The 25,906-nt window shown below is 73.1% G+C and carries 21 protein-coding genes; 5 read left to right on the top strand and 16 right to left on the bottom strand.

The genetic code is table 11. The annotated features are described in order from the left end of the window. The first annotated feature begins 46 nt into the window (after positions 1–46). Positions 47–601, top strand: a complete 555-nt coding sequence (locus HDA43_RS24415; protein WP_179825477.1) for a P-loop nucleotide/nucleoside kinase family protein — start codon at positions 47–49, stop codon at positions 599–601. Positions 602–780: 179 nt separating this feature from the next. Here HDA43_RS24415 and HDA43_RS24410 read toward each other — a convergent pair whose 3' ends face one another. Genes HDA43_RS24410 through HDA43_RS24400 form a run of 3 tightly spaced genes read right to left on the bottom strand, consistent with a single transcriptional unit; the run spans position 781 to position 3,478 of the window. Then, entirely contained in the window at positions 781–1,407 is a 627-nt protein-coding gene (locus HDA43_RS24410) for a hypothetical protein (RefSeq protein ID WP_179825475.1), read from the bottom strand. Continuing rightward, complete coding sequence (locus HDA43_RS24405; RefSeq protein WP_218912598.1) at positions 1,404–2,798, bottom strand: ATP-binding protein; 1,395 nt, start codon at positions 2,796–2,798, stop codon at positions 1,404–1,406. Before HDA43_RS24405 ends, HDA43_RS24410 begins: the two co-directional genes overlap by 4 nt. Before the next feature lie 5 nt (positions 2,799–2,803). Continuing rightward, on the bottom strand, positions 2,804–3,478 hold the full coding sequence (locus HDA43_RS24400) for a response regulator (protein ID WP_179825471.1): 675 nt from the start codon (positions 3,476–3,478) through the stop codon (positions 2,804–2,806). A 298-nt stretch (positions 3,479–3,776) separates the two neighbouring features. Between HDA43_RS24400 and HDA43_RS24395 the strand changes: the two genes are divergently transcribed. Both HDA43_RS24395 and HDA43_RS24390 read left to right on the top strand, forming a co-directional pair. Next, positions 3,777–4,538 carry an aggregation-promoting factor C-terminal-like domain-containing protein gene (locus HDA43_RS24395; RefSeq protein WP_312873518.1) on the top strand — a complete coding sequence of 254 codons (762 nt, stop codon included), beginning with the start codon at positions 3,777–3,779 and terminating at the stop codon, positions 4,536–4,538. A 60-nt stretch (positions 4,539–4,598) separates the two neighbouring features. Further along, positions 4,599–6,575 (top strand): glycosyltransferase family 2 protein, encoded by a 1,977-nt coding sequence (locus HDA43_RS24390; RefSeq protein ID WP_179825468.1) that lies wholly within the window; start codon positions 4,599–4,601, stop codon positions 6,573–6,575. On the opposite strand, the gene HDA43_RS24385 is transcribed toward HDA43_RS24390, so the two are convergent. The 13 genes from HDA43_RS24385 to HDA43_RS24325 form a co-directional block, all read right to left on the bottom strand. Then, the gene (locus tag HDA43_RS24385) at positions 6,560–7,945 is read right to left on the bottom strand and encodes a tannase/feruloyl esterase family alpha/beta hydrolase (RefSeq protein WP_246424499.1); all 1,386 of its coding nucleotides are present in this window, start codon (positions 7,943–7,945) and stop codon (positions 6,560–6,562) included. The two genes, HDA43_RS24390 and HDA43_RS24385, sit on opposite strands and share 16 nt — an antisense overlap. 5 nt (positions 7,946–7,950) lie before the next feature. Continuing rightward, the gene (locus HDA43_RS24380; protein WP_179825466.1) at positions 7,951–8,970 is read right to left on the bottom strand and encodes an alpha/beta fold hydrolase; all 1,020 of its coding nucleotides are present in this window, start codon (positions 8,968–8,970) and stop codon (positions 7,951–7,953) included. Positions 8,971–8,991: 21 nt separating this feature from the next. After that, entirely contained in the window at positions 8,992–10,326 is a 1,335-nt protein-coding gene (locus HDA43_RS24375; protein WP_179825464.1) for an MFS transporter, read from the bottom strand. A gap of 387 nt (positions 10,327–10,713) precedes the next feature. Then, entirely contained in the window at positions 10,714–12,651 is a 1,938-nt protein-coding gene (locus tag HDA43_RS24370) for a helix-turn-helix domain-containing protein (protein WP_246424498.1), read from the bottom strand. Between the two features lie 142 nt (positions 12,652–12,793). Then, complete coding sequence (locus HDA43_RS24365; protein WP_179825460.1) at positions 12,794–13,588, bottom strand: 3-hydroxybutyrate dehydrogenase; 795 nt, start codon at positions 13,586–13,588, stop codon at positions 12,794–12,796. A 244-nt stretch (positions 13,589–13,832) separates the two neighbouring features. Then, entirely contained in the window at positions 13,833–14,219 is a 387-nt protein-coding gene (locus HDA43_RS24360; RefSeq protein ID WP_179825458.1) for a tautomerase family protein, read from the bottom strand. Between the two features lie 100 nt (positions 14,220–14,319). Further along, positions 14,320–15,711, bottom strand: coding sequence for a class II fumarate hydratase (locus HDA43_RS24355; RefSeq protein WP_179825456.1), 1,392 nt, complete (start codon positions 15,709–15,711; stop codon positions 14,320–14,322). 121 nt (positions 15,712–15,832) lie between these two features. Then, positions 15,833–16,249: a VOC family protein gene (locus HDA43_RS24350; RefSeq protein ID WP_179825454.1), complete on the bottom strand. Its 417-nt coding sequence runs from the start codon at positions 16,247–16,249 to the stop codon at positions 15,833–15,835. Positions 16,250–16,343: 94 nt separating this feature from the next. Next, complete coding sequence (locus HDA43_RS24345) at positions 16,344–17,990, bottom strand: serine/threonine-protein kinase (RefSeq protein ID WP_179825452.1); 1,647 nt, start codon at positions 17,988–17,990, stop codon at positions 16,344–16,346. A gap of 35 nt (positions 17,991–18,025) precedes the next feature. Beyond that, on the bottom strand, positions 18,026–19,186 hold the full coding sequence (locus HDA43_RS24340) for a serine/threonine-protein kinase (protein ID WP_179825450.1): 1,161 nt from the start codon (positions 19,184–19,186) through the stop codon (positions 18,026–18,028). 223 nt (positions 19,187–19,409) lie between these two features. After that, positions 19,410–19,838, bottom strand: coding sequence for a TIGR03668 family PPOX class F420-dependent oxidoreductase (locus HDA43_RS24335; protein WP_179825448.1), 429 nt, complete (start codon positions 19,836–19,838; stop codon positions 19,410–19,412). Positions 19,839–19,866: 28 nt separating this feature from the next. Continuing rightward, a complete protein-coding gene (locus HDA43_RS24330; protein WP_179825446.1) occupies positions 19,867–21,519 on the bottom strand; it encodes a fumarate hydratase in 1,653 nt (550 codons plus the stop codon). A gap of 317 nt (positions 21,520–21,836) precedes the next feature. Next, positions 21,837–23,000, bottom strand: coding sequence for a DMT family transporter (locus HDA43_RS24325; protein ID WP_312873517.1), 1,164 nt, complete (start codon positions 22,998–23,000; stop codon positions 21,837–21,839). A gap of 67 nt (positions 23,001–23,067) precedes the next feature. On the opposite strand from HDA43_RS24325, the gene pdxR reads away from it, so the two are divergent. Together pdxR and HDA43_RS24315 are read left to right on the top strand one after the other, a co-directional pair. Beyond that, the gene (gene pdxR / locus HDA43_RS24320; RefSeq protein ID WP_179825444.1) at positions 23,068–24,513 is read left to right on the top strand and encodes a MocR-like pyridoxine biosynthesis transcription factor PdxR; all 1,446 of its coding nucleotides are present in this window, start codon (positions 23,068–23,070) and stop codon (positions 24,511–24,513) included. 334 nt (positions 24,514–24,847) lie between these two features. Continuing rightward, the gene (locus tag HDA43_RS24315; RefSeq protein WP_312873516.1) at positions 24,848–25,876 is read left to right on the top strand and encodes a TIM barrel protein; all 1,029 of its coding nucleotides are present in this window, start codon (positions 24,848–24,850) and stop codon (positions 25,874–25,876) included. Positions 25,877–25,906 lie beyond the last annotated feature (30 nt).

Here is a 25,906-nt window from a genome sequence, read left to right as displayed (position 1 = left end):
TCTCGGCATCGCATGGCCGTCGGCCGCGTATGACAGCGTTACGGGCATGCTGATCGTGATGAGCGGCTTACCCGGTGCCGGTAAAAGTTCTGTGGCCCAGGAGTTGGGTCGTTTGCTTCCGGCTCCGGTGTTGTCGGTAGATCCGGTTGAGGCCGCGATGTGGCGAGCGGGAATCGACCGGGACCAGCCGACCGGACTGGCGGCCTACGTCGTGGTGGAGGCGCTTGCCTCCGACGTTCTCGCGCTCGGGCAGACGGTCATCGTCGATGCGGTGAACGATGCGCACGAGGCACGGGAGCAGTGGCGCGGTCTTGCCCGCCGCCGGAGTGTGGCGCTGCGCTACATCGAAGTGATCTGCTCCGATCGTGTCCTGCATCGACGACGGTTGGACGGTCGTCAGCGTGACATCGACGGCTTCGTCGAGCCTACCTGGGCGTCGGTGGAGGCGCGACGCGCGAACTTCTACGCCTGGTGTGAGGACCGTCTCGTCCTCGACTCCATAGCTCCCCTGACCGGCAACGTGCAGATCGCCATGGCTTACCTACGTGCTGATCGCGGAATCCATTACCGATCTCCCCGCAATGACGTCGGGAGTCGGTGAAGGCAGATGGTGTTACATGCCGAATCAAACAGACTTTGATGGGGATCTGTCCGTCGCTCGTAATAGATACGCGACAGCTTGAACTGATGCGGCCAGGCGGAGATGTACTCGATTACCCCTGGAGCGGGCGAGACTGTCCCGCCGCCCGCCGCCCGCCGCCCGCCGGAGGCGGTTCCCTGTCACGGGGGCAGCCGCACGCCGTCGGCCGCGAGGTCGCGGAACTCGAAGCAGGTGTGCTCCCCCCACGACCTGGGCTCGCCGGGGAACAGCCGGGTGATCTCGACGCTCCAGATGCTCTCCTGCTTGTTCTGCCGGATCGTGCAGGTGAGCTGGGCGATCCCGGCTCGGGAGAGCGTGCCCTCCCCCGAGACGATCACGTTCAGCCGGTATCCCGTGGTGTCGCCGAGGTCCTTGCGCCGGCCCGACTCGGCGTACCGGGTGGTCTCGGTGTCGTAGTGCCGGAAGGCGTCGAGGGCGGTGGTCAGTTCGGGCTCGGGCGGCTGCTTGCCGGCCCGGAACAGGGTGTCGATGATGTCGGAGGCCGTGTCGGAGCCCACCGGGATCCTGACGGGCTCCAGGCGGCCGTCGCGCAGCAGATAGACGGTCACCCACGTGGGGCTGTAGCTGATCACAGGGGGCCGCCCGCGGTCCTGGACGCCGGTGGGGGCGATCCCGCACCCGCCGAGCGTGAGGACGGCCGTCAGGGCGGCGGCGAGCCACCGGGCCGGGCGGGCGGGCCGTTCCGTGCGCCGTACGGCCGTGCCGGGTCGTCCCGCCTTCCGGGCGGGGTCACGGTGTGCCCTCATCTTCCGGGCAGCCAGACCGTGAAGAGGACGCCGGGGTCCTGCGCCCGCGCCGAGACGGTGCCGCCGTGCAACTCGACGTTGGCGCGGGCGATGGACAGGCCGAGCCCGCTGCCGTCGCCGCCGCTCGCCTTGTAGAAGCGGTTGAACACGTGCGGCAGGTCGGCGGGCGGGATGCCCGGGCCGTGGTCGCGCACCTTCACCTCCAGTCCGCCGGGGACGCGGCGGGCGGTCACCACGACGGGGGGCGCGCCGTGCCGCAGGGCGTTGCCCACCAGGTTCGCCAGGATGACGTCGAGGCGCCGCGGGTCGGCGGAGAAGGCCAGCGCGCGGGGCACGTCCACCTCCACCCGGTCCGACCAGCCCCGTATCTCCAGGCAGTCGTCGATCACGTCGGCGACGCCCACGCTCTCGGTGTTCAGCGTCGCCGTGCCCGAGTCGAACCGGCTGGTCTCGATGAGCTGCTCCACCAGGGTCCGCAACCGCTTGATCTCCCGCAGGACGAGCCGTACGGCCGCCGCAGGCTCGGTGGGCAGCCGGTCGGCCTCCTCCGAGAGCATGTCGGCCACCGCCGTCATCGCGGTCAGCGGGGTGCGCAGCTCGTGCGAGACGTCGGCGACGAACCGCCGGGACATCGCCTCCAGCGAGCGCAGCTCGGACACGCTGTGCTCCAGGGCGGCGGCGGTGTCGTTGAAAGTGGCGGTGAGCTGCGCCAGCTCGTCCTGGCCGTGCACCGGCAGGCGGGTGTTGAGCCGGCCGGCGCCCAGAGCCCGGGCCGCCGAACCCAGCCGCCGGACGGGCAGCAGCACCCGCCTGGCCGACACCAGGGCGACGGCGAGCGCGATGACCAGCATGACGGCGCCGGCCGCGGCCAGCGGCCGGCGCAGGTCGTCCAGGAGCCGCTCCTCCTCGGTGAGGGGGACGAACGCGAAGACGCTCATCCCGGTGGGCCTGGCGATGCCGATGGGCTCGATCCGCCACACGGGGGTGGCGATGACCAGCCACATCCGTCCCTGGACCGCCCGCCGGGCGGTCATCGTCTTGCGGGCGGACGCGGTGACGAGGTCGGCCGGGACGTCGCCCATGCCGAAGTCGCCGTCGGGGTAGACGTAGTTCTCGTAGCGGACCACCACCCGGCCGTTGCGGGCGCGCAGGCTCCGCTGCAGGGCGGCGATCTGCGTGTCGGCCGGCGGGCCGTCCCCCGGCCAGCGGGCGCCGACCGGCACCTTGATCCCCTCGATGATGTCGCGCACGTCGCCGACGGCCACCTGCTCGGTCCGGTCGATGACCCGGCGCTTGACGAGCTCGTAGCCGATCACCGCGACGAGCGCGGAGGCGGACACGGCGATGAGGGTGAAGGCGATGACCAGGCGGCCCCGCAGGCCGGTGTGCATCAGCCTCACGGCGGGCTGAACCGGTAGCCGAACCCGCGGACGGTGTGGATGAACTCCGGCTCGGCGGGCACCTTCTCGATCTTGGCGCGGATCCGCTGGACGCAGGCGTCCACCAGGCGGGAGTCGGCGACGTGGGTGTGGTCCCAGACGGCCCGCAGCAGGTATCTGCGGTTGAGCACCTGGCCGGGGTGGCGGACCAGTTCGAGCAGGAGCCGCAGCTCGGTGGGGGTCAGGTGGATCTCCCGGCCGGCCAGCGACACCTTGAGCGCGCCCCGGTCCACGACCAGGTCGCCGAAGGTGACGCGGTCGGAGGCGGCCGACTCCACCCGGCGCAGCACGGCGCGGATCCGCGCGTCCAGCACGCGCGGCTCGACGGGCTTGACCACGTAGTCGTCGGCGCCGGCCTCCAGGCCGACGACCACGTCGAGGTCGTCCCCGCGGGCGGTGAGGAGGATGACGGGCAGCTGGTCCATCCGGCGGATGCGGCGGCACACCTCGACCCCGTCGATGCCGGGGAGCATGACGTCGAGTACGGCGATCTCGGGGCGGCGCGACCTGATGTGGGCGAGGGCGTCCTCGCCGTTGTCGTAGGAGGTCACGGTGTGCCCCTGGCGGCTCAGCGCCAGCTCCAGCCCCGTCCGGACCGAGGGATCGTCTTCCACGAGAAGGATGCCCGCCACGCCGTAATTATTCGCCCAAATGCCATCCGATCGGCACCCGTCATTGAACTGTGACAGGGGAGGGGCGGGCCGGGCGGTACGGGGGACCCCGCCGGGACCTCCCACTCCGGTGTGTGGGCCGGGCAGACCGCCGTACCGGCAAATGTGACTGAAATCACAGTACGTTGCCAAATAACGGGAAAGACCACGTAATCGAGTGGTAAGCAGGGGGAAAGCTTGCTGATCTCACGGGAGAGGCAGACCAACTCCGCCGTTCAGGTTGCGGAGCACCCCCCCGCGCGCGGCAAGCTCATAGGTTGTGAGCTCAGGACCGCCGCAGCTGAGGGAGCATCCGGCTCCGCGCCCCCGCCGTAACGCCCGGAAACCCGCCAGGCGGGACAAGGCGGCCCCACAGGAGCCGCGGGCCGGGAAGAAGAAGGGGTGGCTGACCCCCAAGCGCGCCGTCATCCTCGCGACGACGGCCGCCGTCGTCGTGGGCGGCGGCGGGTTCACCGTCTACACCGCGATGCAGAACGCCTCCGCCCCGAAGCCGGCGCCGCTCTCCCTGAACGAGATGTCGAAGATCTTCGGCGGCGGCGACCCGTTCGCGCCCGACCCCGAGGGCGACGTCCTCAAGGCCCAGGCTGCCCAGGCGCTCAAGGCCGACCGGCTGGCCGCCGAGCGCGACAAGCGCCGCAAGCTCAGCCCCATCAAGATCGTCAAGGAGGCGCCCGGCGGCGGCGGCTTCGATCCCAAGCAGCTCCCGTCCGGCCCGGCCAACCCGTCCGGCAACCGCGCGCTGGGCAAGCAGATGCTGGACGCGCGCGGCTGGGGCGACCAGTGGGGCTGCCTGGAGAGGCTCTGGACCAAGGAGAGCGGCTGGAACGAGCGGGCGATGAACCGCTACAGCGGCGCCTACGGCATCCCGCAGTCCCTGCCCGGCAGCAAGATGGCCAGCGCCGGCGGCGACTGGCAGACCAACCCCGCCACCCAGATCGCGTGGGGCCTCGGCTACATCAAGGGCCGCTACGGGACGCCATGTGGTGCCTGGGCCCATTCCCAGGCCACGGGCTGGTATTGAGACACCAGGACTCGGCAAGTCTGACCGCCTCCATGCCATGGGCGACGCACCCTGGGGCTCATGGATGTGAAGGTCAGCGTGGTGGTGCCGGTGCGCGACCCCGGCACCGCGGCCGACGCCTGTGTCCGCTCGCTCCTCGCGCAGTCGATGGCCCCGGAGGAGTACGAGGTCGTCTTCGCCGACACCGGGCCGGGCGACGGGATCCAGCGGCGCCTTGAGGCGCTGGCGGCGGCGCGGCCGAACGTCCGGGTGCTGCACCTGGAGGAGACCGGCTCGCCGATGCGCGGCCGCAACATCGGGATGGCCGTCGCCCAGGGCGAGTACGTCTACCTGATGGAGCAGACCGACCGGCTGGAGCGGACCGCGCTGGAGCGGATGTACCGGCGGGCCGTGCAGACCGACGCCGACGTCCTCCTCGGACGGCTGGTGGTCGGCCGGATGCCGCCCTCCCCGGTGTTCGAGGCCGACCGCGACCGCGCCGACATCCTCAAGGACCGGCTGCTGTCCGCGCTGACCCCGCACAAGCTCTACCGCCGGGCGTTCCTGGACGCCGAGGCGCTCGCCTTCCCCGACCCCGGCGGGCGCCTGGCCGAGGAGACCTTCGTGCTCCGCGCCTACCTGCGGGCCAAGGTCGTCGCGGTCCTGGCCGACGAGGTCTGCTGCCACGTGGCCGAGCGCCCCGAACCGCCGGGCGACCCGTACGTGCAGGGGGCGGAGCTGCGCGAGCTGCTCGACGTCATCGACGCCGAGCTGCCCCCGGGACGGCGGCGCGACCGGATGTACGCGCACTGGCTGCGGGCCTCGGTGCTGCGCCGGCTCGGCGGCGGCCGGTTCGTCACCGCCTCCGCCCGGGAGCGGGCGGCCACCTTCACCACGCTGCGCGAGCTCGTCGTCCAGCGCTTCCCCCCGCACCTGGACCGGTACCTGCCCGTCCACCTGCGGGTCCGCGCGGCCCTGCTGCGCGCCGGCCGCCTCGACCGGCTCCTCGCGCTGGCCGAGGCCATGCGCGGCACCCACCTGCGGGCCGACCTGCGGGAGGCCGGCTGGCGGGACGGCGCGTTCGAGATGGCGCTCACCGTGGAGATCATGCGGGCCGGCGGCGAGCCGATGCGGTTCGTCCCGTACGGCGAGACCGGCCTGCTGTGGGATCCCCCGGCGCCGCTGGACGTCGACCTCCCCCCGGAGCTGGTCGACGTCACCCGGGCCGTCTCACAGGCCCGGGTCGAGGTCTACGTCAGGCATCCCGAAAGCGGGCTCGTCCACGCCCTGCCGGTGACGTCGTCGCTGACCCGCTGCCGGCATCGCAACGGGATCAGGCTGCAGGCCGGCGCGACCGCCCGGCTGGAGGTGGACACCGCGGCCCTGGGCCGCCCGCTGCCGGCCGGCCCGTGGGAGGTCCACGCGCGCATGCACGGCGGGGCGCACCGGGCCCGCGCCCGGGTGACCGGCGTCCCCGGCGACTGCGTCGGCGACCTGGCCGGCGGCTCCCGGAGGCTGGTCGTCCCCTGGTGGTCGGAGGAGGGGGAGCTGGGCGTCTGCGTGGAGCCCCGGTCGTTCCCCGAGTCGATCGTCCTGGTCTCGACGGGGACGACGGTCATCCGCGACCGGGGACAGGTCTTCGTCGTCGTGCCGGTGCCGTACGTGCCGCCGAGCGGGGGGCCGCCCGCCGAGCTGGCGCTGCGCCGGGCGGCCCGCCCGGACCAGGAGGTCTGCGTGCCCGCCCTCATCGAGCCGGGCGTGCCGGGACGCCACGCGGGGCGGCTGGTGGCCAGGGTCCCGACCCGGCTCGCCGCCCAGGAGGGGTTCCTGTGCCCCGGGGAGTGGTTGCCGTTCCTGCGGCTGGACGGCGGGGAGGAGGCCCTGCGCTTCCGGCTGCGGATGGGCCGCACCGGCAGGGTGGAGGTCGGCGGCGCGGGCGGCCAGGACGCGGCCGGACCCCGGTACCCGCTGGCCCGGCGCGTGGTCCTGCGGGTTCCCGGGGTCCGGGGCACCGTCCGGCTCGCCCGGACGATGCGGCGGCACTACCTGCCGAGCTGACAGGCGTTGACGAGGTCACCGCTCTCCGGGCGTGGCAGCGTCGCGCTCGGCGGGGGAGCCTGGCCCTTCTCCACCCAGCCCGCGAGGGCGTCGAAGGCGGTGCGGAAGCACGGCAGCATCGGCCGCAGCCTGTCCGGGAAGCTCGCGTACAGGCCGTCGGTGTGGGTGCCGTCGGCGATCCGGTAGTAGCGGAACGGCCGGTCTCCGACCATCTTCGCGTAGACGTCCCCGGTGCGGGAGATCGGCAGCAGCGTGTCCAGCGTGCCCTGCAGGGTGATCAGGGGCTTGCCGATCCGCCCGGTCAGCTCGATCTTCCTCACCGCGGGCGCGACGTACTTCCCGCGGGCCGCGTAGTCGTAGTCGGCGTCGCAGTCCGGCGTGCCCGAGGCGCAGAACGGCGTGCCGGCGTCGGTGTCGCCGTCGTAGCCCGGGTCGAGCTCCTCGCGGTAGAGCCGCTGGGTGAGGTCCCAGTACACCTGGTGGTGGAACGGCCACAGGAACTCCGACCCCTTGGCGTAGCCGGCGTCGTACATCGCCTGGGCGTCACCCTTGGGATAGGCCCGCAGCGCGGGCGGCAGGAAGGTCAGGAGATTGTCGTCCTGCGTCCACAGGGTGCCCTCCCAGTCCACCCCGCCGTCGTAGAGCCACGGCCGGTTCTCCAGCTGCCAGCGGACGAGGTAGCCGCCGTTGGAGATGCCCGCGGCGTAGGTGCGGCGGGGGAGCCTGCCGTACCGCTGCGCGGCGACGGCCTTGGCGGCCAGCGCCACCTGTGTGACCCGGGTGTTCCACTCGGCGAGCGCGTCCCCCGGCTTCTTGCCGTCCTTGTAGAAGCCGACGCCGGTGTTGCCCTTGTCCGTCGCCGCGTAGGCGTAGCCCTTCGCCAGCGCCCAGTCGGAGATGACGAAGTCGTTGGCGTACTGCTCGCGGTTGCCGGGGGTGCCCGCGACGACCAGCCCGCCGTTCCAGTCGTCAGGGAGCCGGATCACGAACTGCGAGTCGTGGTTCCAGCCGTGGTTGGTGTTGGTGGTGGAGGTGTCGGGGAAGTAACCGTCGATCTGGACGCCGGGCACGCCGGACGGGCTGGTCGCCCCGGCCGGGTGCAGGCCCGCCCAGTCGGCGGGGTCGGTGTGCCCGGAGGCGACCGTTCCGGCGGTGGTGAGGTCGTCCAGGCAGGACTTCTCCTGGTGCTCGGCGCCCACGACCGTCAGCAGGCCCATCAGCGCGCAGTGCCGGCCGATGCCGGAAGCGCCGGCCGTCTCGGCGGCGGCGGCCGGGGCGCCCGCGGACAGGGCGGCGGTGAGGAGGGCCAGGCCCGCCGCGAGCGCGGCGGGCCGGCGGCGCCGGGAAGTCGCCGTCGATGCCATCGTCATGCCTCTCAGCTCCGCTTCAGGTGGTCGGCGAGGGCGGCGCGGAACTCCTCGGGCCGCTCGACGTGCGGGCTGTGCCCGCAGTCGAGGACGACCTCGGCGAAGTTCCCGTACCGCCGCAGCACGGTCCTCGTCTGGGTCACCATCGGCTGGGCCGGGGTGCCGGGGGACCCGGGGACGATTCCGAGGGCGCCCAGGTGGGCGAGGTCGAGCATCGAGGTGTCGGAGACGATCACGTCGGAGTCGCCCCTGACCCACAGGACCGGCGGCTTGGGGTCGACGGTGTGCAGGTCGTCCAGCCGCAGGTACGTGGGGGCCATGGTGTTGAGCACCCCGCGGTGGCCGGGGGCCGTCCCGGGCCAGGCGTCCGAGGGGACCGCGTCGCCCGGGTAGTTGTCCTCGCCGATCCTCGTGGTGAGCATCGACTCGACGAAGACGTCCTCGTCCCCGGGGTCGAGCACCGTGCCGGGCTTGACGTACGTGGCGCGCAGCACGCTCCGCGGCGACAGGGGCGAGTCGGCCGACCGGTCGCCGGCGGCCAGCAGCCGCACGAACTCGGGGTTGGCCGTCCCCCCGCCGCCGCCCGCCCCGTCGGGGTGGTTCAGCGTGCCGTCCGGCCCGTGCGTGCCGCCGAAGCCGTACGGCGAGACCGGGTTGACCAGCGTCACGCTCCGCACGGCCGAGGGCCGGTCGCGCAGCGCCTGCAGCACGACCCCGCCGCCCATGCTCCACCCCACCAGGTGCACGCCGGACAGGTCGAGGGCGTCGACGAGCGCGAGGACGTCGTCGGAGAAGTCCCGCAGGCCGCGGGTGGCGTCGATCGGCGCCGGGTCGCTCTCGCCGAAGCCGCGCAGGTCCACCGCGAGCGGCCGGTAGCCGCCGGGCAGGGCGAGCATCGTCTCCCGCCAGAAGACGGAGCTCGACACGTTGCCGTGGACGAACAGCACCGGTTCGCCTTCGGCCACCCCGGTCGTCAGGACGTTCTGGGTGATCCGGGCGGTGGGCACCCGCCGGCTCTCGATGTGCATCTGGTGATCTCCGATATGGGTTCAGCGGACGGTCGGGGCGGAGGCGGTGTCGCCCTCGGCGCGCACGGTGGCCAGGTCGCGGTCCTTGGTCTCCCGGGCGACGAAGACGGTGATCAGGGTGACCACGGCGGCGAAGAGCACGTACAGCATGATCGGCAGGGCGGAGCCGTACTGCTGCAGCAGGGCCACCGCGATCAGCGGGGCGACGCCGCCGGCGATGATCGAGGCGAGCTGCGCGCCGACCGACACGCCCGAGTAGCGCATCCGGGTGGCGAACAGCTCGGAGAAGAACGCGGCCTGCGGGCCGTACATCGCGCCGTGCAGGATCAGGCCGACCGTGACCGCCAGGGTGACCGCGAAGAAGTTCTTGGTGTCGATCAGCGGGAAGAAGGCGAAGGCCCACACGCCCACCCCGGCCGCGCCGAGCAGGTAGACCGGGCGCCGGCCCAGCCTGTCGGACAGCGCGCCCCACATCGGGATCGAGAAGAAGTGGATGGCCGAGCCGATGAGCACCGCGTTGAGCACCATGGGCTTGTCCAGCTTCGCCGCCTCGGTGGCGTACACCAGCACGAACGCGGTGATCACGTAGTAGGAGACGTTCTCCGCGAAGCGGGCGCCGATCGCGATGAGGACGTCGCGCCAGTGGTAGCGGAACACGTCGGCCATGGGCATGCGCTTGACGGGCTTGTGCTCGGCGTTGGCGACCGCCTGCTGGAAGATCGGCGACTCGCTGATGGACAGGCGGATCCACAGGCCGATCAGCACCAGGACGCCGGACAGCAGGAACGGGATGCGCCAGCCCCAGCTGTTGAACGCCTCGTCGCTCTGGAACGCGGCCAGCACCGCGAGCACCGCGGTGGCCAGCAGGTTGCCGCCGGGGGCGCCGGACTGCGGCCAGGAGGCCCAGAACCCGCGCCGGTTCGGGTCGCCGTGCTCGGAGACGATGAGCACCGCGCCGCCCCACTCGCCGCCGAGGGCGAAGCCCTGGACCAGCCGCAGGGCGGTCAGCAGCAGCGGGGCCGCGGCGCCGACCGTCGCGTAGGTCGGCAGGCAGCCGATCAGGAAGGTCGCGACGCCCATCATCAGCAGGCTGATGACCAGGAGCTTCTTGCGGCCGAGGAGGTCGCCGTAGTGGCCGAAGACGAGCGCGCCGAGCGGGCGGGCCACGAAGCCGACCGCGTAGGTCAGGAACGCCAGCAGGGTGCCGGTCAGCGGGTCGGACTTGGGGAAGAAGAGGGCGGGGAAGACCAGCGCGGCGGCGGATCCGTACAGAAAGTAGTCGTACCACTCGATCGTCGTGCCGATCAGGCTGGCGGCGACGATCTTGCCGATAGGGGTTCGGGTTTTTTCTGTCATCTCACTCACCAAAGGTTGCGCTGTTGGGGGGATGTCGGCTCACGGTACGTAGTGACCGGCGTCACTCCTATGGGTGCGGTCACCACAGCGGGAGGCGGGTGTATGTGGACACCCGGGATCACGACACCTGGCGGGGTGGGCGGTAAGGGGGCTTACCGGATCGTGACCCGGGCGCGAGGGGCGGCGGAGCCGGACGGCGCGGCAGGGCCGGCGAACGGCCACGGGTCAGGCGGATGGGCGGTCGCGGGCCGGTGGGCGGCCACGGGTCGGGCCGGTGAACGGTCGCGGGCCGGTGGGCGGCCGTGGGCCGGTGAACGGTCGCGGGTCAGGCCGGTGGGCGGTCGCGGCTCCGGGCCGGTCGCCGGGGCGCGGGAAAGGGCCGGCGGGTCAGTGGCTGAGGCGGTGGAGACGCAGGGCGAGCTGGATCTCCAGGGCCCGGTCGGGGTCCTGCCAGCCCGCGCCGAGGAGCCGGCCGATCCGGTCCAGCCGCTGGGTGACGGTGTTGACGTGGATGTGCAGGGCCTCGGCGGTGCGCGACAGCGAGCCCCCGGCGGCGTAGTAGGCGGTGAGCGTGCGCTCCAGGGCGGTCCCCCGGCGCGCGTCGTAGGCGAGCACCGGGCCGAGCGTCGAGGCCAGGAACGCCTCGATGTCGTGCCCGTCGCCGACGAGCAGCCCGACGAAGCCCAGCTCGGCGGCGCTCGCGCCGTCCCCCGTCCGGCCCAGGGCGAGCAGCGCGTCGGCGCAGCGCTGCGCCTCGCGGTGGGCGGCGGCGATCGGCTCCGCGTCGCGCACCGGGCCGGCGGCGCCCGCGGTGGCCGGGCGCCCGAGGGACGCGCTCAGCTCGGACGCCACCCGCTTGGCCAGGGGGCCGGGCCGGTCGCCGGGGAGCAGCAGCACCACCTCGTCGCCCCGCAGGGCCGCCAGGCCGCCCTTCAGCGTGGCCTGGGAGGAGGCCCAGAACGCGGCGCGCTCGCGCCCCCCGCCGTGGCGGACCACGATCACCACGTGGTCGGCGTTCAGGTCGACCCCGACCCGCCGGGCCCGCTGCGCCAGGCCGTCCAGGCCGGGCCGGGAGATCAGGTCGTCCAGCAGCTCGCCCCTGACCCGGCCCTCGGCCTCGGCCGCGGTGCGCCGCGACAGCAGCAGCAGCGCGGTGACCAGCGCGGCCCGCTCCAGGATGCGCTGGTCGGTGTCGGCCACCGGGCCCTCGTGCCGCAGCACCAGCGTGCACAGCGGCTCGCCGCCCACGTCCATCGAGGCGACCAGCAGGTTGCCCTTGCGGACCGTACGGCCCAGCGCCCGCGACGACCGCGCGGCCTCGGCGATGGCCTCCGCGGTGGTCCCGGCCGCCCGGCCGCCGCGCGCCGGGCCCTTCCCCGATCGGCCCGGCCGGCCCGATCCGTGCGCGTCCTCGCCCGGGTCCAGCGCGCCGAGGTCCCCGGTGATCGCCTGCCCGGTCTCGTCCAGGACGACCAGCGAGCCGCCGAGCACCTCGGTGACCACGGCGGCGACATCCCTGACCCCGCCGCCGCGCAGCACCAGCCCGGCCATCCGGTCGTGCGCCAGCGCGGCCCGTTCCACCGCCTCACCGTGCGCCTTGGCCTGCCGGCTGGCCTCGCTGAGCTCCTCCAGGGCGTTCCTGGTCTCCTGCAGCAGCCGGGCGTTGTCGATGGCCACCGCGGCGTGCGCGGCCAGCGAGCCGAGCAGCACCACCTCGTCCTGGGTGAACGGCCGCACGCTCCGGTTGGAGGCGAACAGCACGCCGATGACCCGCGCGCCGAGCTTCAGCGGCACGCCGAGGATGGCGACCAGACCCTCGTCGTGGACGGCCTCGTCGATGTGCGCCCTGTGGTCGAACCGCTCGTCGGCGAAGTAGTCGGCCGTCGCGTACGGCGTGGCGGTCTGGGCGACCAGCCCGCCCAGACCGGTGCCCATGGCCAGCCGCACGTTGCGGAACTTCGCCGACACCGAGCCGTCGGTCACCCGCATCCGGGTGTCGCCCCGCTCGGAGTCGATCAGCGTCATGTAGGCGACGTCGGTGCCCAGGAGCTGCCGGGCCCGGCGCACGATCGCCTCCAGCACGGCGTCGAGGTCGCGCAGCCCCGCCAGGTCGCTCGCCGTGTCGAACAGGGCGGCCAGCTCCGCCTCCCGCCGGGCCCGGCGCGACAGTTGCGCCCGCACCTTCAGCGCGGTGAGCTTGGCCTCCTCCAGCTCGGCGAGCGTGGCCGCGTCCGCCCCGGCGGCGCGGGCGGCCAGGATGGGCCCCTCGAACTCGACCGACGACGCTTCCCTGGCCAGCAGTTCGAGGAAGATCCCTGCGTTCATGCCCTCCATTGTCGCCGTACTTCCTGTCCATCCCGGTCTGTCCCGGAGGTTCCCGTCGCCGGGCGCGGGGAGCGGCCCGCCGGCCTCCCTCGCGCCGCGGGCGCGAGGTGGTGCCCGGCCCGCGCCCCGCGCGGGCCGGGGGTCAGTGGGCGGTCCAGCCGCCGTCGACGGGCAGGGACACCCCGGTGAGGAACGAGCCGTGCGGGCCGCAGAGGTAGGCGACCAGCTCGGCCACCTCCTCCGGCTCGATCAGCCGCTTGATCGCGGCCGGGGCCAGCATGATCCTCTCGATCACCTCGTCCCTGCCGATCCCGTGCGTCTCGGCCTGGGCGTCGATCTGCTTCTCGACCAGCGGCGTGCGGACGTAGCCGGGACACACACAGGTGGAGGTGACCCCGTGCGGGGCGCCCTCCAGGGCGATGACCTTCGACAGCCCCTCCAGCGCGTGTTTGGCCGTGACGTACGCCGCCTTGTACGGCGAGGCGCGCAGCCCGTGGATGGAGGAGATGTTGACGACGCGGCCCCAGCCGCGCTCGTACATCCCCGGCAGGACCGACCTCACCAGCAGGAAGGGGGCCTCGACCATGACCTTGAGGATCTTCGCGAAGACCTCCGGCGGGAAGTCCTCGATCGGCGCGACGTGCTGGAAGCCGGCGTTGTTGACCACGATGTCCGTACCCGGTGGGAGGGCGTCGGTGAAGTCCGGCGTCGACAGGTCCGCGACCACCGGCGTGCCGGAGACCTCCGCGGCCACCTTCGCGGTGGCCTCCGCGTCCATGTCGACCACCACCACGTGCGCCCCGGCGGCGGCCAGACGGTGCGCGCAGGCACGCCCGATCCCGCTGCCCGCCCCGGTCACCACGGCCTGGCGTCCTGTCAGGTCCGTCAGATCTGGCGAGTGGGTTGTCGGGTTCTCCCGGTGGGGGAATCGCTTCATTGATACGGTCCCTGTGTTCGAAACGGGCAGGGCTTGTCCGTCGCCCACCTCGGCCGAGGAAAGCGAGAAGCCGCTCTCTTCAGGGAGTGGAGGAGTCACCATGCTGCCGAATCTAGGCAATCAGCCGAACACCGGCCCATGTATGCGGTCGCCATAGTCCAATGGTCGGCTATGTGTGCGGAGCGGATCCTCCTGGGAGTCGGGAGGATCCGCTCGTCCGGCCGGGGCGGGCGTGGACGGTCCCTCAGACGGTGACCGGGTAGGTCAGCGCCAGCTCGTCACCCGGCAGGCCCCGGATGCCCCAGTTGACCTGCGGCGCCTCCAGGATCACGATCTCCAGGTCCGCGGGCGGCAGGCCGAGGTCCTCCTGCGCCCTGGCGAACAGGGTGCGGATCAGGTCGCGCTTGGCCTGCGGGGAGCGGCCCTCGAAGCAGACGATCTCCACGATGAGGTACCGCTCGCTCCGCTGCGGGCAGACCATGTCCTCGGCGTCCAGCAGCAGGAACCGGTGGAACCGCTTGTCGGCGGGGAGCCTCCACGCCTCCGTCAGGCAGCCGTGGACGGTGTCGGAGAGCTCCCGGCGCCTGCCGGCCCAGACGTCGCGGCGACCGTAGAACTTGACCTGTGCCATGTTCGATCCTCCTGCGGGGAGGCCCCGGACACGGTCCGGGGCGGAATCGGGGACACCGAGTCTTCCACGGCGTTCCCCGGCCGCCGGTCGGGGAAGCACGTCAGGACGGCCGCCGGGTCATGGACAGCACGTCCAGCAGGTCGTCGAGCTGCTCCTCGGTGACGGCGCCGGAGGCGACGTGGCCGCGCTCGACGACGATCTCGCGGATCGTCCTGCGCTCGGCGAGGGCCTGCTTGGCGATCTTCGCCGCCTCCTCGTAGCCGACGTACCGGTTGAGGGGCGTGACGATCGACGGGGACGACTCGGCGTACTCGCGCAACCGGCCGGCGTTGGCCGTGACGCCCTGGACGCACCGGTCGGCCAGCAGCCGGGAGACGTTGGCCAGCAGCCGGATGGACTCCATGATGTTGCGGGCGATGACCGGCAGCATCACGTTGAGCTCGAAGTTGCCCGAGGCCCCGGCGAACGCGATCGCCGCGTCGTTCCCGATGACCTGCGCGGCGACCATGTGCGTCGCCTCGGGGAGCACCGGGTTGACCTTGCCCGGCATGATCGACGACCCCGGCTGGAGGTCGGGCAGGTTGATCTCGCCGAGGCCCGCCCTGGGGCCGGATCCCATCCACCGCAGGTCGTTGGCGATCTTGTTGAGCGAGACGGCGACCGTGCGGAGCTGCCCGGAGAGCTCCACTATCGCATCCCGCGCGCCCTGGGCCTCGAAGTGGTCGGGAGCCTCGGAGAACGGCAGCCCGGTGGCCTCCCGGAGCTTCTCGATGACCTTGGGAGCGAAGCCGGGCGGGGTGTTGATCCCGGTGCCGACGGCCGTGCCGCCCAGCGGGAGCTGCGCCAGGTGCGGGATGGCGGAGCGCACCCGGGCGACGGCGTTGTCGATCTGGGTGGCGTACCCGCCGAACTCCTGGCCGAGGGTGACCGGCGTGGCGTCCATCAGGTGGGTGCGGCCGGACTTGACCACGTCCTCGAACTCCAGCGACTTGCTCCGCAGCGCGGTGGCCAGGTGCCGGAGCGAGGGGATCAGGTGATAGGTCACCTCGGTCGCGGCGGCGACGTGGATGGAGGTGGGGAAGACGTCGTTGGACGACTGCGAGGCGTTGACGTGGTCGTTGGGATGGACCGGACGGCCCAGCCGCTCCTCGGCCAGGGTGGCGATCACCTCGTTGGCGTTCATGTTGGAGGAGGTGCCGGAGCCCGTCTGGAAGACGTCGATCGGGAACTCGGAGTCCCACTCGTTCTCGGCGACGTCGGTGGCGGCCTCGGCGATCGCCTGCGCCAGGTCCTTCTCCAGGACCCCCAGCTCGGCGTTGACCTCGGCGGCGACCGCCTTGATCAGGCCGAGGGCGGCGATGTGCGGGCTCTCCAGCCCCCGCCCGGATATCGGGAAGTTCTCCACCGCCCGCTGTGTCTGCGCCCGCCACTTCGCGTTCGCCGGAACCTGTACCTCGCCCATCGAGTCGTGCTCGATCCGGTATTCGGTCATGGGTACAGTCTGCGTCTTGCCGGATAAAGCCGGAATTCGACACCGGCCGGACGCGCCGCCCCGGCTCCGGGCCGGTCGGCGCCGCGCGATCCACGCGGCACCGACCGTCGGCGGCGCCGGGTCAGTCCTTCTTCAGCTGCTGGAAGCGGATCATGTTGCCCGCCGGGTCGCGGAAGGCGCAGTCGCGGACGCCGTACGGCTGGTCGATCGGCTCCTGGAGCACCTCGGCGCCGGACGCGCGGACCTCCTCGAAGGTGGCGTCGCAGTCCGGGGTGGCGAAGACGACGGCGCGCAGCATGCCCTTGGCGAGCAGGTCGCCCAGCGCGGCGAGATCCTCCGGGGCGGCGTTCGGATCGGCGTTGACGGTCTCCAGGACGATGTTGACGTCCGGCTGCGACGGCGGGCCCATGGTCAGCCAGCGCGCGCCGCCGTACGCGACGTCGTTGCGCAGTTCGAGGCCGAGCGCGTCCCGGTAGAAGGCGAGCGCCTTGTCGCCGTCGTCAACGGTGATGTAGCAGTAGTGCAGGGTGAGTTCCATGCCGATCACGCTATGACCGGCGGCCCCTCCCGGGCTTCTCGATTCCTGACCGGTTCGGCGCGGCCCCGCGCCGGAAACCGGCGGGGGCGGCGCGTCAGGTGCCCGCGAAGGCGGCCACCGCCATGATGATGATCACGATCAGCGCGACGGCCGCCACCCCGAGGAGGGCGATCAGGCCGACGCGGGTCCGGGGCGGCGTGGTGTTCTGCACGCCCTTGCCGCCCTGCCCGGCGATCGCGAACAGGTCGGTGCCCAGCCCGTGGGAGCGGAGCTGGTCGCCGGTGAGCCGGGTCCCCGGGGGCGTCCCGGGCTCCCACGCGGGCCGCGGCGCCTGCTCCCAGGGCGCTCCGGGCCTGCCGGGCTCGCCGTGCGCCTCGACGGGGGGCAGCATGCGGGTTTCCGCGGCCTGGCCGCCCGCTTCCGGTTCCCCGGTCCCCGGCGGCGTCGGGGACGATCCCCGGGCCGGAGCCGCGGCCCCGGGCCCGCCGGGTGCCTGGTTCCGGGCGCCGGGCGTCTGGTTCCCGGCGGGTGGGCGGAAACCCCCCGGCGGGCGGGCGACCACCACGGTCCGGTCGGCGTCGAACTCCTCGGCCTCACCGGGAGGCGTGCCCGCCGGGCCCCGCGGCGCCGGGGACGCGCCACCGGGCGCGGAAGGGGCGGACGAAGCGCCACCGGGCGCGGAGGGAGCGGACGACGAGGCGGGCCGGGAGGCCGGCAGGCCGTACGGCGGCGCTGACGGGCGCCCGGCCTTCGGCGCGGCGGACCCCGGCGGCTGCGGCGCCGGGGGCGTGGAAGGCCGGGACGCCGGCCGCGGGTCCGGCGCGGAGGGAGTGGGCCGTGCCGCGAACGTGCCGGTGGAGGGGATCTCGTCCGGCGCGGCGGGATGCCCGGCGCCCGGAGTCGCCACGGCCGGGCCCGCGGGGGCGTCGGCCACGGCGCGGAGCATCGCCATCGCCCTGCCCGGTTCGGGTCGCGCCCGGAAGTCGCGCTCCAGGAGCCGCTCCAGCACCGGCCGGAGCGGACCGGCCAGGACCGGCGGATCGACCTGGTCGCTCATCAGGGCGGCCAGGGTCTCCGACACCGAGGACCGCTCGTAGGCGGGCCTGCCCTCCACCGCGAAGTACAGCGTGGCGCCCAGGGACCACAGGTCGGACTCCGGGCCGGTGTGCTCGCCGCGCGCCCGCTCGGGCGGGGTGTATCCCGGCGAGCCGATGACCATGCCGGTGCTGGTGAGGCTGTCGTCGCCCTCGGCCTTGGCGATGCCGAAGTCGGTGAGCACGACCCGGCCGCTCTCGGTGAGCAGCACGTTGCCGGGCTTGACGTCGCGGTGCAGCACCCCCTGGGCGTGGGCGGCGCGCAGCGCCCCGAGGAGGTCGACGCCGATCTCGGCGACCAGCCGGGGCGGCAGCGGCCCCTCCTCCTCGATCACCTGCTCCAGGGAGCGGGCCTGCACCAGCTCCATGATGATCCACGGGCTGCCGTCCTCGTTGATCGCGTCGTGGACGGTGGCCACCGAGGGATGGCTGATGCGGGCGGCCGTACGGCCCTCACGGATCATGCGCTCCCGGAGCTCCGCGCGCTGCGCGTCGCTGAGACCGCGCTCCTGCCGGATCTCCTTGATCGCCACCTCGCGCCCGAGGGAGCGGTCGTAGGCCCGCCACACCGTGCCCATCGTGCCCCGGCCGATCGGAGCGATCAGCTCGTAGCGGTTCGCGAGCAGGCGCCTTTGCTGTTCCGGCATGAGAAGAAGATAGCGATTGTTGGTTGTAGATCGCTTTACCCGCGCTTGCGGAGCCTTTTCGGCCAGAGAAGGCGCGGCAGCATCAGCCTGATCATCGGCGTCAGGATCCGCCCGAACGGCTGCGGGGCGGGCGGCCGTTCCACCGGCTTGCGGTGCACGCCCTCGGCCGGGCGGCGGTGGCCCCGCATCGACCCCACCGGCGTCGGGGTCGGCGCGGCGGGGGCCTGGAACGGCCCCGGCGGCGGCACGAACGACGGGGGCGTGTTCTGCGGGGTGCCGACCCGGTGCAGCCCGCGGTGCTGCGGGCGGCGGTTGAACGACGGCACCGCGATCGTCGTGCCGTTCCGCTGCGGCCGGGGGACCGGCTCCTCCACCACCCCTCCGGCCGCCACCCGGGCGAGCATCAGCGAGGCGCGGACCGCGTCGAGCCGGGTCGCCGGGTCGATGGCGAGCAGGCCGCGCAGCACCGGGGTCAGCGGCCCGGCCTTCTCCATCGGGATCGGCTCGCCGCTGGTGAGCGCGGCCAGCGCGGCGGCCGCCGTACGGCGGCCGTGCAGGCCGCGCCCCTCGACGGCGGTGTAGAGGGTCGCGCCGAGCGACCACAGGTCGGCGGCCGGACTGGCCTTGGCGCCCAGGACGCGCTCGGGGGAGATGTATCCGGCCGAGCCGAGCACCATGCCCGCCTGGGTGATCGGCACGTCGCCCTCCAGCGCGGCCAGGCCGAAGTCGGTGAGCACCGCCCGCTCGGGCGTCACCAGGACGTTGCTGGGCTTGACGTCGCGGTGCAGGATGCCCTTGGCGTGCACGGCGCGCAGCGCGCCGAGGACCTGCCGCCCGATCTCGGCGACCTGACGCGGGGGCAGCGGGCCGTGCTCCTGCAGGAGCTGCTCCAGCGACCTGGCGCGCAGCAGCTCCATCACGATCCAGGGACGCTCGTCCTCGGTCACCACGTCGTAGACCGTGATCACGGACGGGTGGGCGACCATCGCGGTGGCCCGCCCCTCGCGCTCGGTCCTGGTGCACAGCTCGGCCCGGAGATCCTCGTCGAGGACCAGGGGCAGCCGCACCTCCTTGACCGCCACCTCGCGGTCGAGCCATTCGTCGTGTGCGCGCCAGACGGTGCCCATGCCGCCGCGCCCGACCGGCTCCGCCAGCCGGTAGCGCGCTGCGAGAAGGTATCCGGAGGGCGCACGCATGATTGGCAGCTTACCGATTTGCGTATTGAGACCTGTAGACACCGGGCCGAAACTTCTTGCGATCTTCTGTCAGATTTTCGTACTCGTCATGGTCGATAAACACTCGGTGACCCCTGCCGCCTGTCCGGCTTCCTCGTTTCCCGTGTATTCGGACGCGCGTTCCCGCTTTCGGGGTGACGGCCATACCCGGCGCGCATGACGAGCGGCCTTGAAGGCGGGGTGCTCAGGACGGCCCTCCGCCCGCCGCGTAGGACCATCCCGACCAGCGGTCCACCTCGATGACCACCACCGGCCCCTCCGGCGGGCGGTCGCGGTACTGCGGGTAGCGCGCGGCGAGCCGGGCGAGCGCCCGCTCCCGCTCGGCGCCCTCGGCGGCGATCCGGGCCCGCCCGTCGGCGCGCGCCCACCACAGCCGCGACCAGTCGTCGTCGTAGTGGTCCGCCAGCAGGCACACCCGGTCGTTGGCCGCGATGTTGCGCAGCCGGCGCAGATCCGCGGTGCGCTTGGGCTTGTGGTCGACGGCGAAGGCGATCACGTCGCCGTCGACCTCGAAGGTGACCGGCACGAGATGGGGCGTGCCGCCGGCGTCGGCGGTGGCCAGCCGGGCGACCCGGGCCGCCCGGAACCTCTCCCGTGCCTCGTCCGCGTCCATCGCCTCTCCCGCGCCCCGTGGGTGACGGTCAGCGGCGGCCGATGGACAGGACGGGGCCGGTCGTGTCGGCGAAGAAGTCCTCTCCCTTGTCGTCCACCACGATGAACGCGGGGAAGTCCTCGACCTCGATCCGCCAGACCGCCTCCATCCCGAGCTCGGGGTACTCCAGCACCTCGACCTTCCTGATGCAGTCCTGGGCGAGGCGGGCGGCCGGGCCGCCGATGGAGCCGAGGTAGAAGCCGCCGTGGGCCTTGCAGGCGTCGGTGACCTGCTTGGAACGGTTGCCCTTGGCGAGCATGATCATGGAGCCGCCGGCGGCCTGGAAGCGCTCGACGTAGGAGTCCATCCGGCCGGCCGTGGTGGGGCCGAAGGAGCCGGAGGCGTAGCCCTCGGGGGTCTTGGCGGGGCCGGCGTAGTAGACCGCGTGGTCCTTCATGTACTGCGGCATCTCGCCGCCGGCGTCGAGCAGCTCGGCGATCTTGGCGTGCGCGATGTCGCGGGCCACGACCAGGGGGCCGGTCAGCGACAGGCGGGTCTTGACCGGATACCTGGTCAGCTCGGCGAGGATCTCCGGCATCGGGCGGTTGAGGTCGACGCTCACCACGTCGTCGGAGAGCTGCTCGTCGGTGGTGTCCGGCAGGAACCGGGCGGGGTCGGTCTCCAGCTGCTCCAGGAAGACCCCCTCGGGGGTGATCTTGGCCAGGGCCTGGCGGTCGGCGCTGCAGGAGACCGCGATGGCGACCGGGCAGGAGGCGCCGTGGCGGGGGAGGCGGATGACGCGGACGTCGTGGCAGAAGTACTTGCCGCCGAACTGCGCGCCGATGCCCAGCTTCTGGGTCAGCTCGAAGACCTTGGCCTCCAGTTCGAGGTTGCGGAAGCCGTGGCCGCTGGGGGAGCCCTCGGTGGGGATGGTGTCGAGGTAACGGGCGCTGGCGTACTTGGCGGTCTTCAGCGCGAACTCCGCGGAGGTGCCGCCGACGACGATCGCCAGGTGGTACGGCGGGCACGCGGCCGTGCCGAGGGAGCGGATCTTCTCCTCCAGGAAGGCGAGCATCCGCTTCTCGTTGAGGACGGCCTTGGTCTCCTGGTACAGGAACGACTTGTTGGCGCTGCCGCCGCCCTTGGCCATGAACAGCAGCTTGTACTCGTCGGGGTGGCCGTGCGGGTCCTCGGCGTACAGCTCGATCTGGGCCGGGAGGTTGGAGCCGGTGTTCTTCTCCTCCCACATGGTCAGCGGGGCCATCTGGGAGTAGCGCAGGTTGAGCCGGGTGTAGGCGTCGTACACGCCGCGCGAGACGTGCTCGGCGTCGGCGCCGTCGGTGAGCACGTGGCGGCCGCGCTTGCCCATCACGATCGCGGTGCCGGTGTCCTGGCACATCGGCAGCACCCCGCCGGCCGCGATCGAGGCGTTCTTCAGCAGGTCGAGGGCGACGAAGCGGTCGTTGCCGCTGGACTCGGGGTCGTCGATGATCTTGCGGAGCTGGGCGAGGTGGGACGGCCGCAGGTAGTGGGAGATGTCGTGGATCGCCGTCTCGGTCAGCAGCCGCAGCGCCTCGGGATCGACCTCCAGGAACCTGCGGCCCGCGGCCTCGACCACGCGCACCCCCTCGGTGCTGATCAACCGGTACGGGGTCTCGTCCGGTCCCAGGGGGAGCAGGTCGGTGTAGTCGAACTCGGGCATCGTCTTTGATCCTCCGTGCCGCGTGGCTGCTTCCGGTGCCCCTAGAGGGTAAGCCCTCGCGTCGGGCGCTCCGCCGGGTGGCCGGGCGACGCGAAAGGAAATAAGCCCTTTAATGAGTCATTAGCGATGTATGACGTCTATTGTCACTAAATGTCCGAAAAACCGAGGGAGACTAGAAGACGAGGCCGGGTTGGAATCCCGGTGGAAGCCGAGGGCTGTGACCATGACTACCGAACACATCATCATGCTCGCGATTGTTGCGTTCATCATCGTCGTCAGCCTCGCCGTGTCGCTGATCGCCATCACGCTCCGGAACATCAGGGAAGACGGCGGGCGGACGCCCCAGTGGCCGGTGAGCTGGCCGGAGCCTCCCGCGGAGCTGCCGCAGCAGCGGGTGAAGGTGCCCCACCAGCGGCGGGCGAGCCTGCCGCGCGCGAAGAGCCGCCAGTCCCACTGAGCGGCCCGCCGTACGGATCGTCGCCCGGCCCGCCGGGCGGCTCGCCCGCGGGGTCCCGCGACGGGTCGGCGAGGGCGTCGCGCGGGGATGCCGCGGGGGAACGGTATGTCCCGCCGAGCCCGATCGCGATCCCGGAGACCACCAGCGCCACCCCGAACAGATCGGGGAGCGTGGGCGCGCCCAGACCCAGGACGGCGCCCGTGACGATGGCGCCCACCGGGATCAGCCCGGCGAACAGCCCGGCGGTCCCGTGTCCGATACGGGGCAGCGCGTCGTACCAGAGGAGGAACGCCACGGTGGTCACGACCACCGCCTGGTACGCGAGACCCGCCGCCTCCGCCGCGGACGGCACGCGCAGCATCGCCGTGCCGTCCGCGAGCCACCCGGTGCCCGCCAGCAGCGGTACGGCCAGCATCGACGAGTAGGCCGACACCCGCACCGCCCCGAACCGGGGCAGCAGCGGCACGGCCAGCAACGTGAAGGCCAGCTCGCAGCCCAGCGCGCCCAGCGACCACAGCAGGCCGGGAAGATCGCCGCTGCCCAGTCCGGTGGCCAGGGTGGTCCCCGTCACCACCACCGCGGCCGCCCCCACCGTCCGCGGCGAGGGACGCCCGCCGACCAGGGCCAGGGCCAGCGGGACGGCGCCGAGGACGGTCCCGGGCAGCACCGGTCCGCCGTGCCGGGTGGCCTCGATCACGCACACGTTGAAGAGAGCCAGCCCGAACAGCGCCAGCGCGACCAGCAGGGCCGCCTCCCGTGGGCGGGGCCGGAGGAACCGCAGGCCCGACGCGTGGGCGACGGCGAGCAGCAGCACGGCGGCCACCAGGTAGCGCAGAGCCTGGCCCCCGTAGACCGGATAGTCGCCGATCACGCCGGACACCCCCGCCAGCGTGCCGACCAGGAACATCCCGCCGGCCGCCTGCGCCGGGCCGCGCATCTCCCGGCGTCCCCGGCCTCCGGGGAGTTCCGTGCGTTCCGGTCCCGGGCGGGCGGGGGAGCCGGTCGAAGTGACATTCGCGTTCACGCGGTGAATGCTATGAAGCCAATGGTCCCCTGTACGGGTCCAATGAAGCCGCGAAAATGAGGACCAATTGGCCGACCTGCATCTCACCATCGACCGCGCGGCGGGCGGGATCGCCGCTCAGATCGCCTGCGAGCTGCGCGAGGCCGTACGGCAGGGCCGGCTCACCGCCGGAGAGCGGCTGCCGGCCAGCCGCGAGCTGGCCAGGGACCTGGGGCTGTCGCGCGGCGTGGTCGTTGAGGCGTACGAGCAGCTCGTCGCGGAGGGGTTCCTGCTCTCCCGGGTCGGCGCGGGCACCAGCGTGGCGCCGGCCGCGGGCCGGGCGCAGCGGGAGCTCGGCACGTCGCCGCCGACCTGCGAGCCGTACTACGGTCGCCGCTCCACCACCCCCGAACTGGGCCTCTTCCCGCGTGAGAAGTGGCTCGCCTCGATCAGACGGGTGCTGGCCGCGCTGCCCGCCGACGCGCTGGACTACGGCGATCCCGGCGGCGTCCCGGAGCTGCGCGAGGAACTGGCCGCCTATCTGGGCAGGGTCCGCGCGGCGGACGTCCGCCCGGAGAACCTGGTGATAGTGGGCGGGGTGGCTCAGGGGCTGAGCCTCACGGTCCGGGCCCTGGCCGGGCAGCCCCTCCAGGGCGGGGCCAGGAAGGACCTGGACTGGTTCGCCGACCGCGTCACGCGCCCCGAGCCGCCCCCCGCCCGGATCCGGCTGGCCGTCGAGGACCCGGTCAGCCTGCGCCAGCTCCCGCTGCTCCGTACGGCGGGGGCCGACCTGGTCACGGTTCCGGTGGACGAGGAGGGCGTCGACGTCCGCGCCCTGGCCGCCACCGGCGCGCGGGCGGTGCTGCTCACCCCGGCCCACCAGTACCCCACCGGAGTGGTGCTGTCCCCCCGCCGCCGCGCCGAGCTGATCGAGTGGGCCGTCGCGGCGGGCGCGACGATCCTGGAGGACGACTACGACGCGGAGCTCCGGTTCGACCGCGACCCGGTGGGCTGCCTGCAGGGGCTCGACCCCGGCCGCGTGGTCCTGGCCGGGAGCGTGAGCAAGTCGCTGGCGCCGGGGCTGCGGCTCGGCTGGGTGGTGGCGCCGCCGCCGATCGCCGAGTGGATACAGCGGGCCCGCGGCGAGCTGGACCTCGGCTCCCCGGTCCTGGAGCAGTACGCGCTGGCCGATCTCATCCGCGGCGGCGGCTACGACCGGCACCTGAGGAGGTTGCGCCGGGAGTACCGCGCCCGGCGCGACGCCCTGGTGCGGGCGCTGGCCGAGCACCTCCCCGAGGTCACGGTGCGCGGCGTCTCCGCGGGGCTGCACCTGCTCGCCGAGCTGCCCGGCGGCTGGGACGAGCCGTCGGCCGCCGAGGCGGCCTGGCGGTGCGGCCTCGTCGCCGAGCCGGTGGGCCCGATGCGGCGCGCGCCGGGGCCGCCCGCGCTGGTCATGGGGTTCGCCCGGCTGCCCGTCCACCGCGCGGCCGGCACCGTTCTGGCCCTCGCCCGCGAGCTCCGCGAACCGCGCTGAAGCTCCGCGAACCGCGCTGAGGCTCCGTGAGTTCTGTGAGTTCCGCTGAAGCTCCGTGAGCTTCGTGGGCTCCGCTGACGGGCCGCCGCGGACCCGTCGCGGGCCGGAGGTCCGGGCGCCGGCGGATCGGCGGACCGCCGATCCGGGTACCGGTAGATCCTTGGTATGTCCTGACAAACCTTGACTGGCCCGGATTCCTTGCCTAGAACAGGGGTTCCAGAGGCTTCTCCCACGGAGGCGTCATGCGCGGTGCTCTGCCGTACGTCAGCCCGACCGGACCGTTTCCCCCCGCGCCCCCGGTCGCGCGTCCCCGGCGTGGAACGGCGGTGGCCTCGTGAGGACGGCCGGAGCGCCCATCTCGTGGGGGGTGTGCGAGGTCCCCGGCTGGGGCCGCCAGCTCGACCGCTCCCAGGTGCTCGCCGAGATGCGGGACCTCGGCCTGACGGCCACCGAACTCGGCCCCTACGGCTTCCTGCCCCTCTCGCCGACGCGCTGCCGCGCCATGCTGGAGGGGTACGGCCTGCGCGCCGTCGGCGGATTCGTCCCCGTGATCCTGCACGAACCGCGCTACGACCCCCTCCCCGAGGTGCGCGCCGCCCTGCGGTCGTTCCGGGACGGCGACGTGGGGGTACTCGTGCTCGCCGCGACCGCGGACGAGGAGGGCTACGACAAAAGGCACGCCCCGGACGCCCAGGGCCGCGATGCCAGGCACGTCCCGGACGCCCAGGGCTGGAAGACCCTGCTGGCCAACCTGAAGCGGATCACGAAGGCCGCCGAGGAGTTCGGCCGGACGGTGGCCCTGCACCCGCACGTCGGGACCGTGGTGGAGAACGCCGAGGAGGTGGAGCGCGTCCTCGACGGCAGTGCCATGCCGCTCTGCCTGGACACCGGCCACCTGCTCGTCGGCGGCGCCGACCCCGCCGGGATGGTCGTCCGGGCCGCCGGGCGGATCGCGCACGTCCACCTCAAGGACGTCGACGCCGGTCTCGCCGCGCGGGTCAGGGCGGGGGAGACGCCCTACGCCCGGGCGGTGCGGGAGGGGCTGTACCGGCCGCTGGGCCGGGGCGACGTGGACGTCGCGGGCGTCGTCACCGGCCTGGCCGCCGCCGGGTACGACGGGTGGTACGTCCTGGAACAGGACGTCATGCTCGGCCGGGAGGACGACGACGTCCCCCGGCGGAACATGGCGGAGAGCCTGGCCTACCTGCGGGAACTCGACGGCGGATCGGCCGCCGCTTCGGGTGGCGACGCACCCCGTGGCGACGGTCCCGGCGACGGCGGATCGGCCGCCGCTTCCGGCGGCGACGCACCCCGCGGCGACGGCCCCCGCGACGGCGGGCCGGCCGCCGGGGGACGCCGGTGAGCGAGGCCGTGCCCGGGCCCGGCCGGGTCG

The organism is Streptosporangium sandarakinum (assembly GCF_013409935.1).
GTDB classification, from domain to species: domain Bacteria; phylum Actinomycetota; class Actinomycetes; order Streptosporangiales; family Streptosporangiaceae; genus Streptosporangium; species Streptosporangium nondiastaticum.
Note: the sequence above shows the minus strand (reverse complement) of the source record. Positions and strands in the feature narration are given on the sequence as shown.

Excerpts from the sequence above, each read along its gene's own strand:
- HDA43_RS24345 (WP_179825452.1), bottom strand. The coding sequence starts at position 17,990 with ATGCCGGAACAGCAAAGGCGCCTGCTCGCGAACCGCTACGAGCTGATC.
- HDA43_RS24385 (WP_246424499.1), bottom strand. The coding sequence starts at position 7,945 with ATGACGATGGCATCGACGGCGACTTCCCGGCGCCGCCGGCCCGCCGCG.
- HDA43_RS24390 (WP_179825468.1), top strand. The coding sequence starts at position 4,599 with ATGGATGTGAAGGTCAGCGTGGTGGTGCCGGTGCGCGACCCCGGCACC.
- HDA43_RS24360 (WP_179825458.1), bottom strand. The coding sequence starts at position 14,219 with ATGGCACAGGTCAAGTTCTACGGTCGCCGCGACGTCTGGGCCGGCAGG.
- HDA43_RS24350 (WP_179825454.1), bottom strand. The coding sequence starts at position 16,249 with ATGGAACTCACCCTGCACTACTGCTACATCACCGTTGACGACGGCGAC.
- HDA43_RS24340 (WP_179825450.1), bottom strand. The coding sequence starts at position 19,186 with ATGCGTGCGCCCTCCGGATACCTTCTCGCAGCGCGCTACCGGCTGGCG.
- HDA43_RS24365 (WP_179825460.1), bottom strand. The coding sequence starts at position 13,588 with ATGAAGCGATTCCCCCACCGGGAGAACCCGACAACCCACTCGCCAGAT.
- HDA43_RS24405 (WP_218912598.1), bottom strand. The coding sequence starts at position 2,798 with ATGCACACCGGCCTGCGGGGCCGCCTGGTCATCGCCTTCACCCTCATC.
- HDA43_RS24370 (WP_246424498.1), bottom strand. The coding sequence starts at position 12,651 with ATGAACGCAGGGATCTTCCTCGAACTGCTGGCCAGGGAAGCGTCGTCG.
- HDA43_RS24375 (WP_179825464.1), bottom strand. The coding sequence starts at position 10,326 with ATGACAGAAAAAACCCGAACCCCTATCGGCAAGATCGTCGCCGCCAGC.
- HDA43_RS24415 (WP_179825477.1), top strand. The coding sequence starts at position 47 with ATGCTGATCGTGATGAGCGGCTTACCCGGTGCCGGTAAAAGTTCTGTG.
- HDA43_RS24330 (WP_179825446.1), bottom strand. The coding sequence starts at position 21,519 with ATGCCCGAGTTCGACTACACCGACCTGCTCCCCCTGGGACCGGACGAG.
- HDA43_RS24380 (WP_179825466.1), bottom strand. The coding sequence starts at position 8,970 with ATGCACATCGAGAGCCGGCGGGTGCCCACCGCCCGGATCACCCAGAAC.
- HDA43_RS24355 (WP_179825456.1), bottom strand. The coding sequence starts at position 15,711 with ATGACCGAATACCGGATCGAGCACGACTCGATGGGCGAGGTACAGGTT.
- HDA43_RS24335 (WP_179825448.1), bottom strand. The coding sequence starts at position 19,838 with ATGGACGCGGACGAGGCACGGGAGAGGTTCCGGGCGGCCCGGGTCGCC.
- HDA43_RS24410 (WP_179825475.1), bottom strand. The coding sequence starts at position 1,407 with ATGAGGGCACACCGTGACCCCGCCCGGAAGGCGGGACGACCCGGCACG.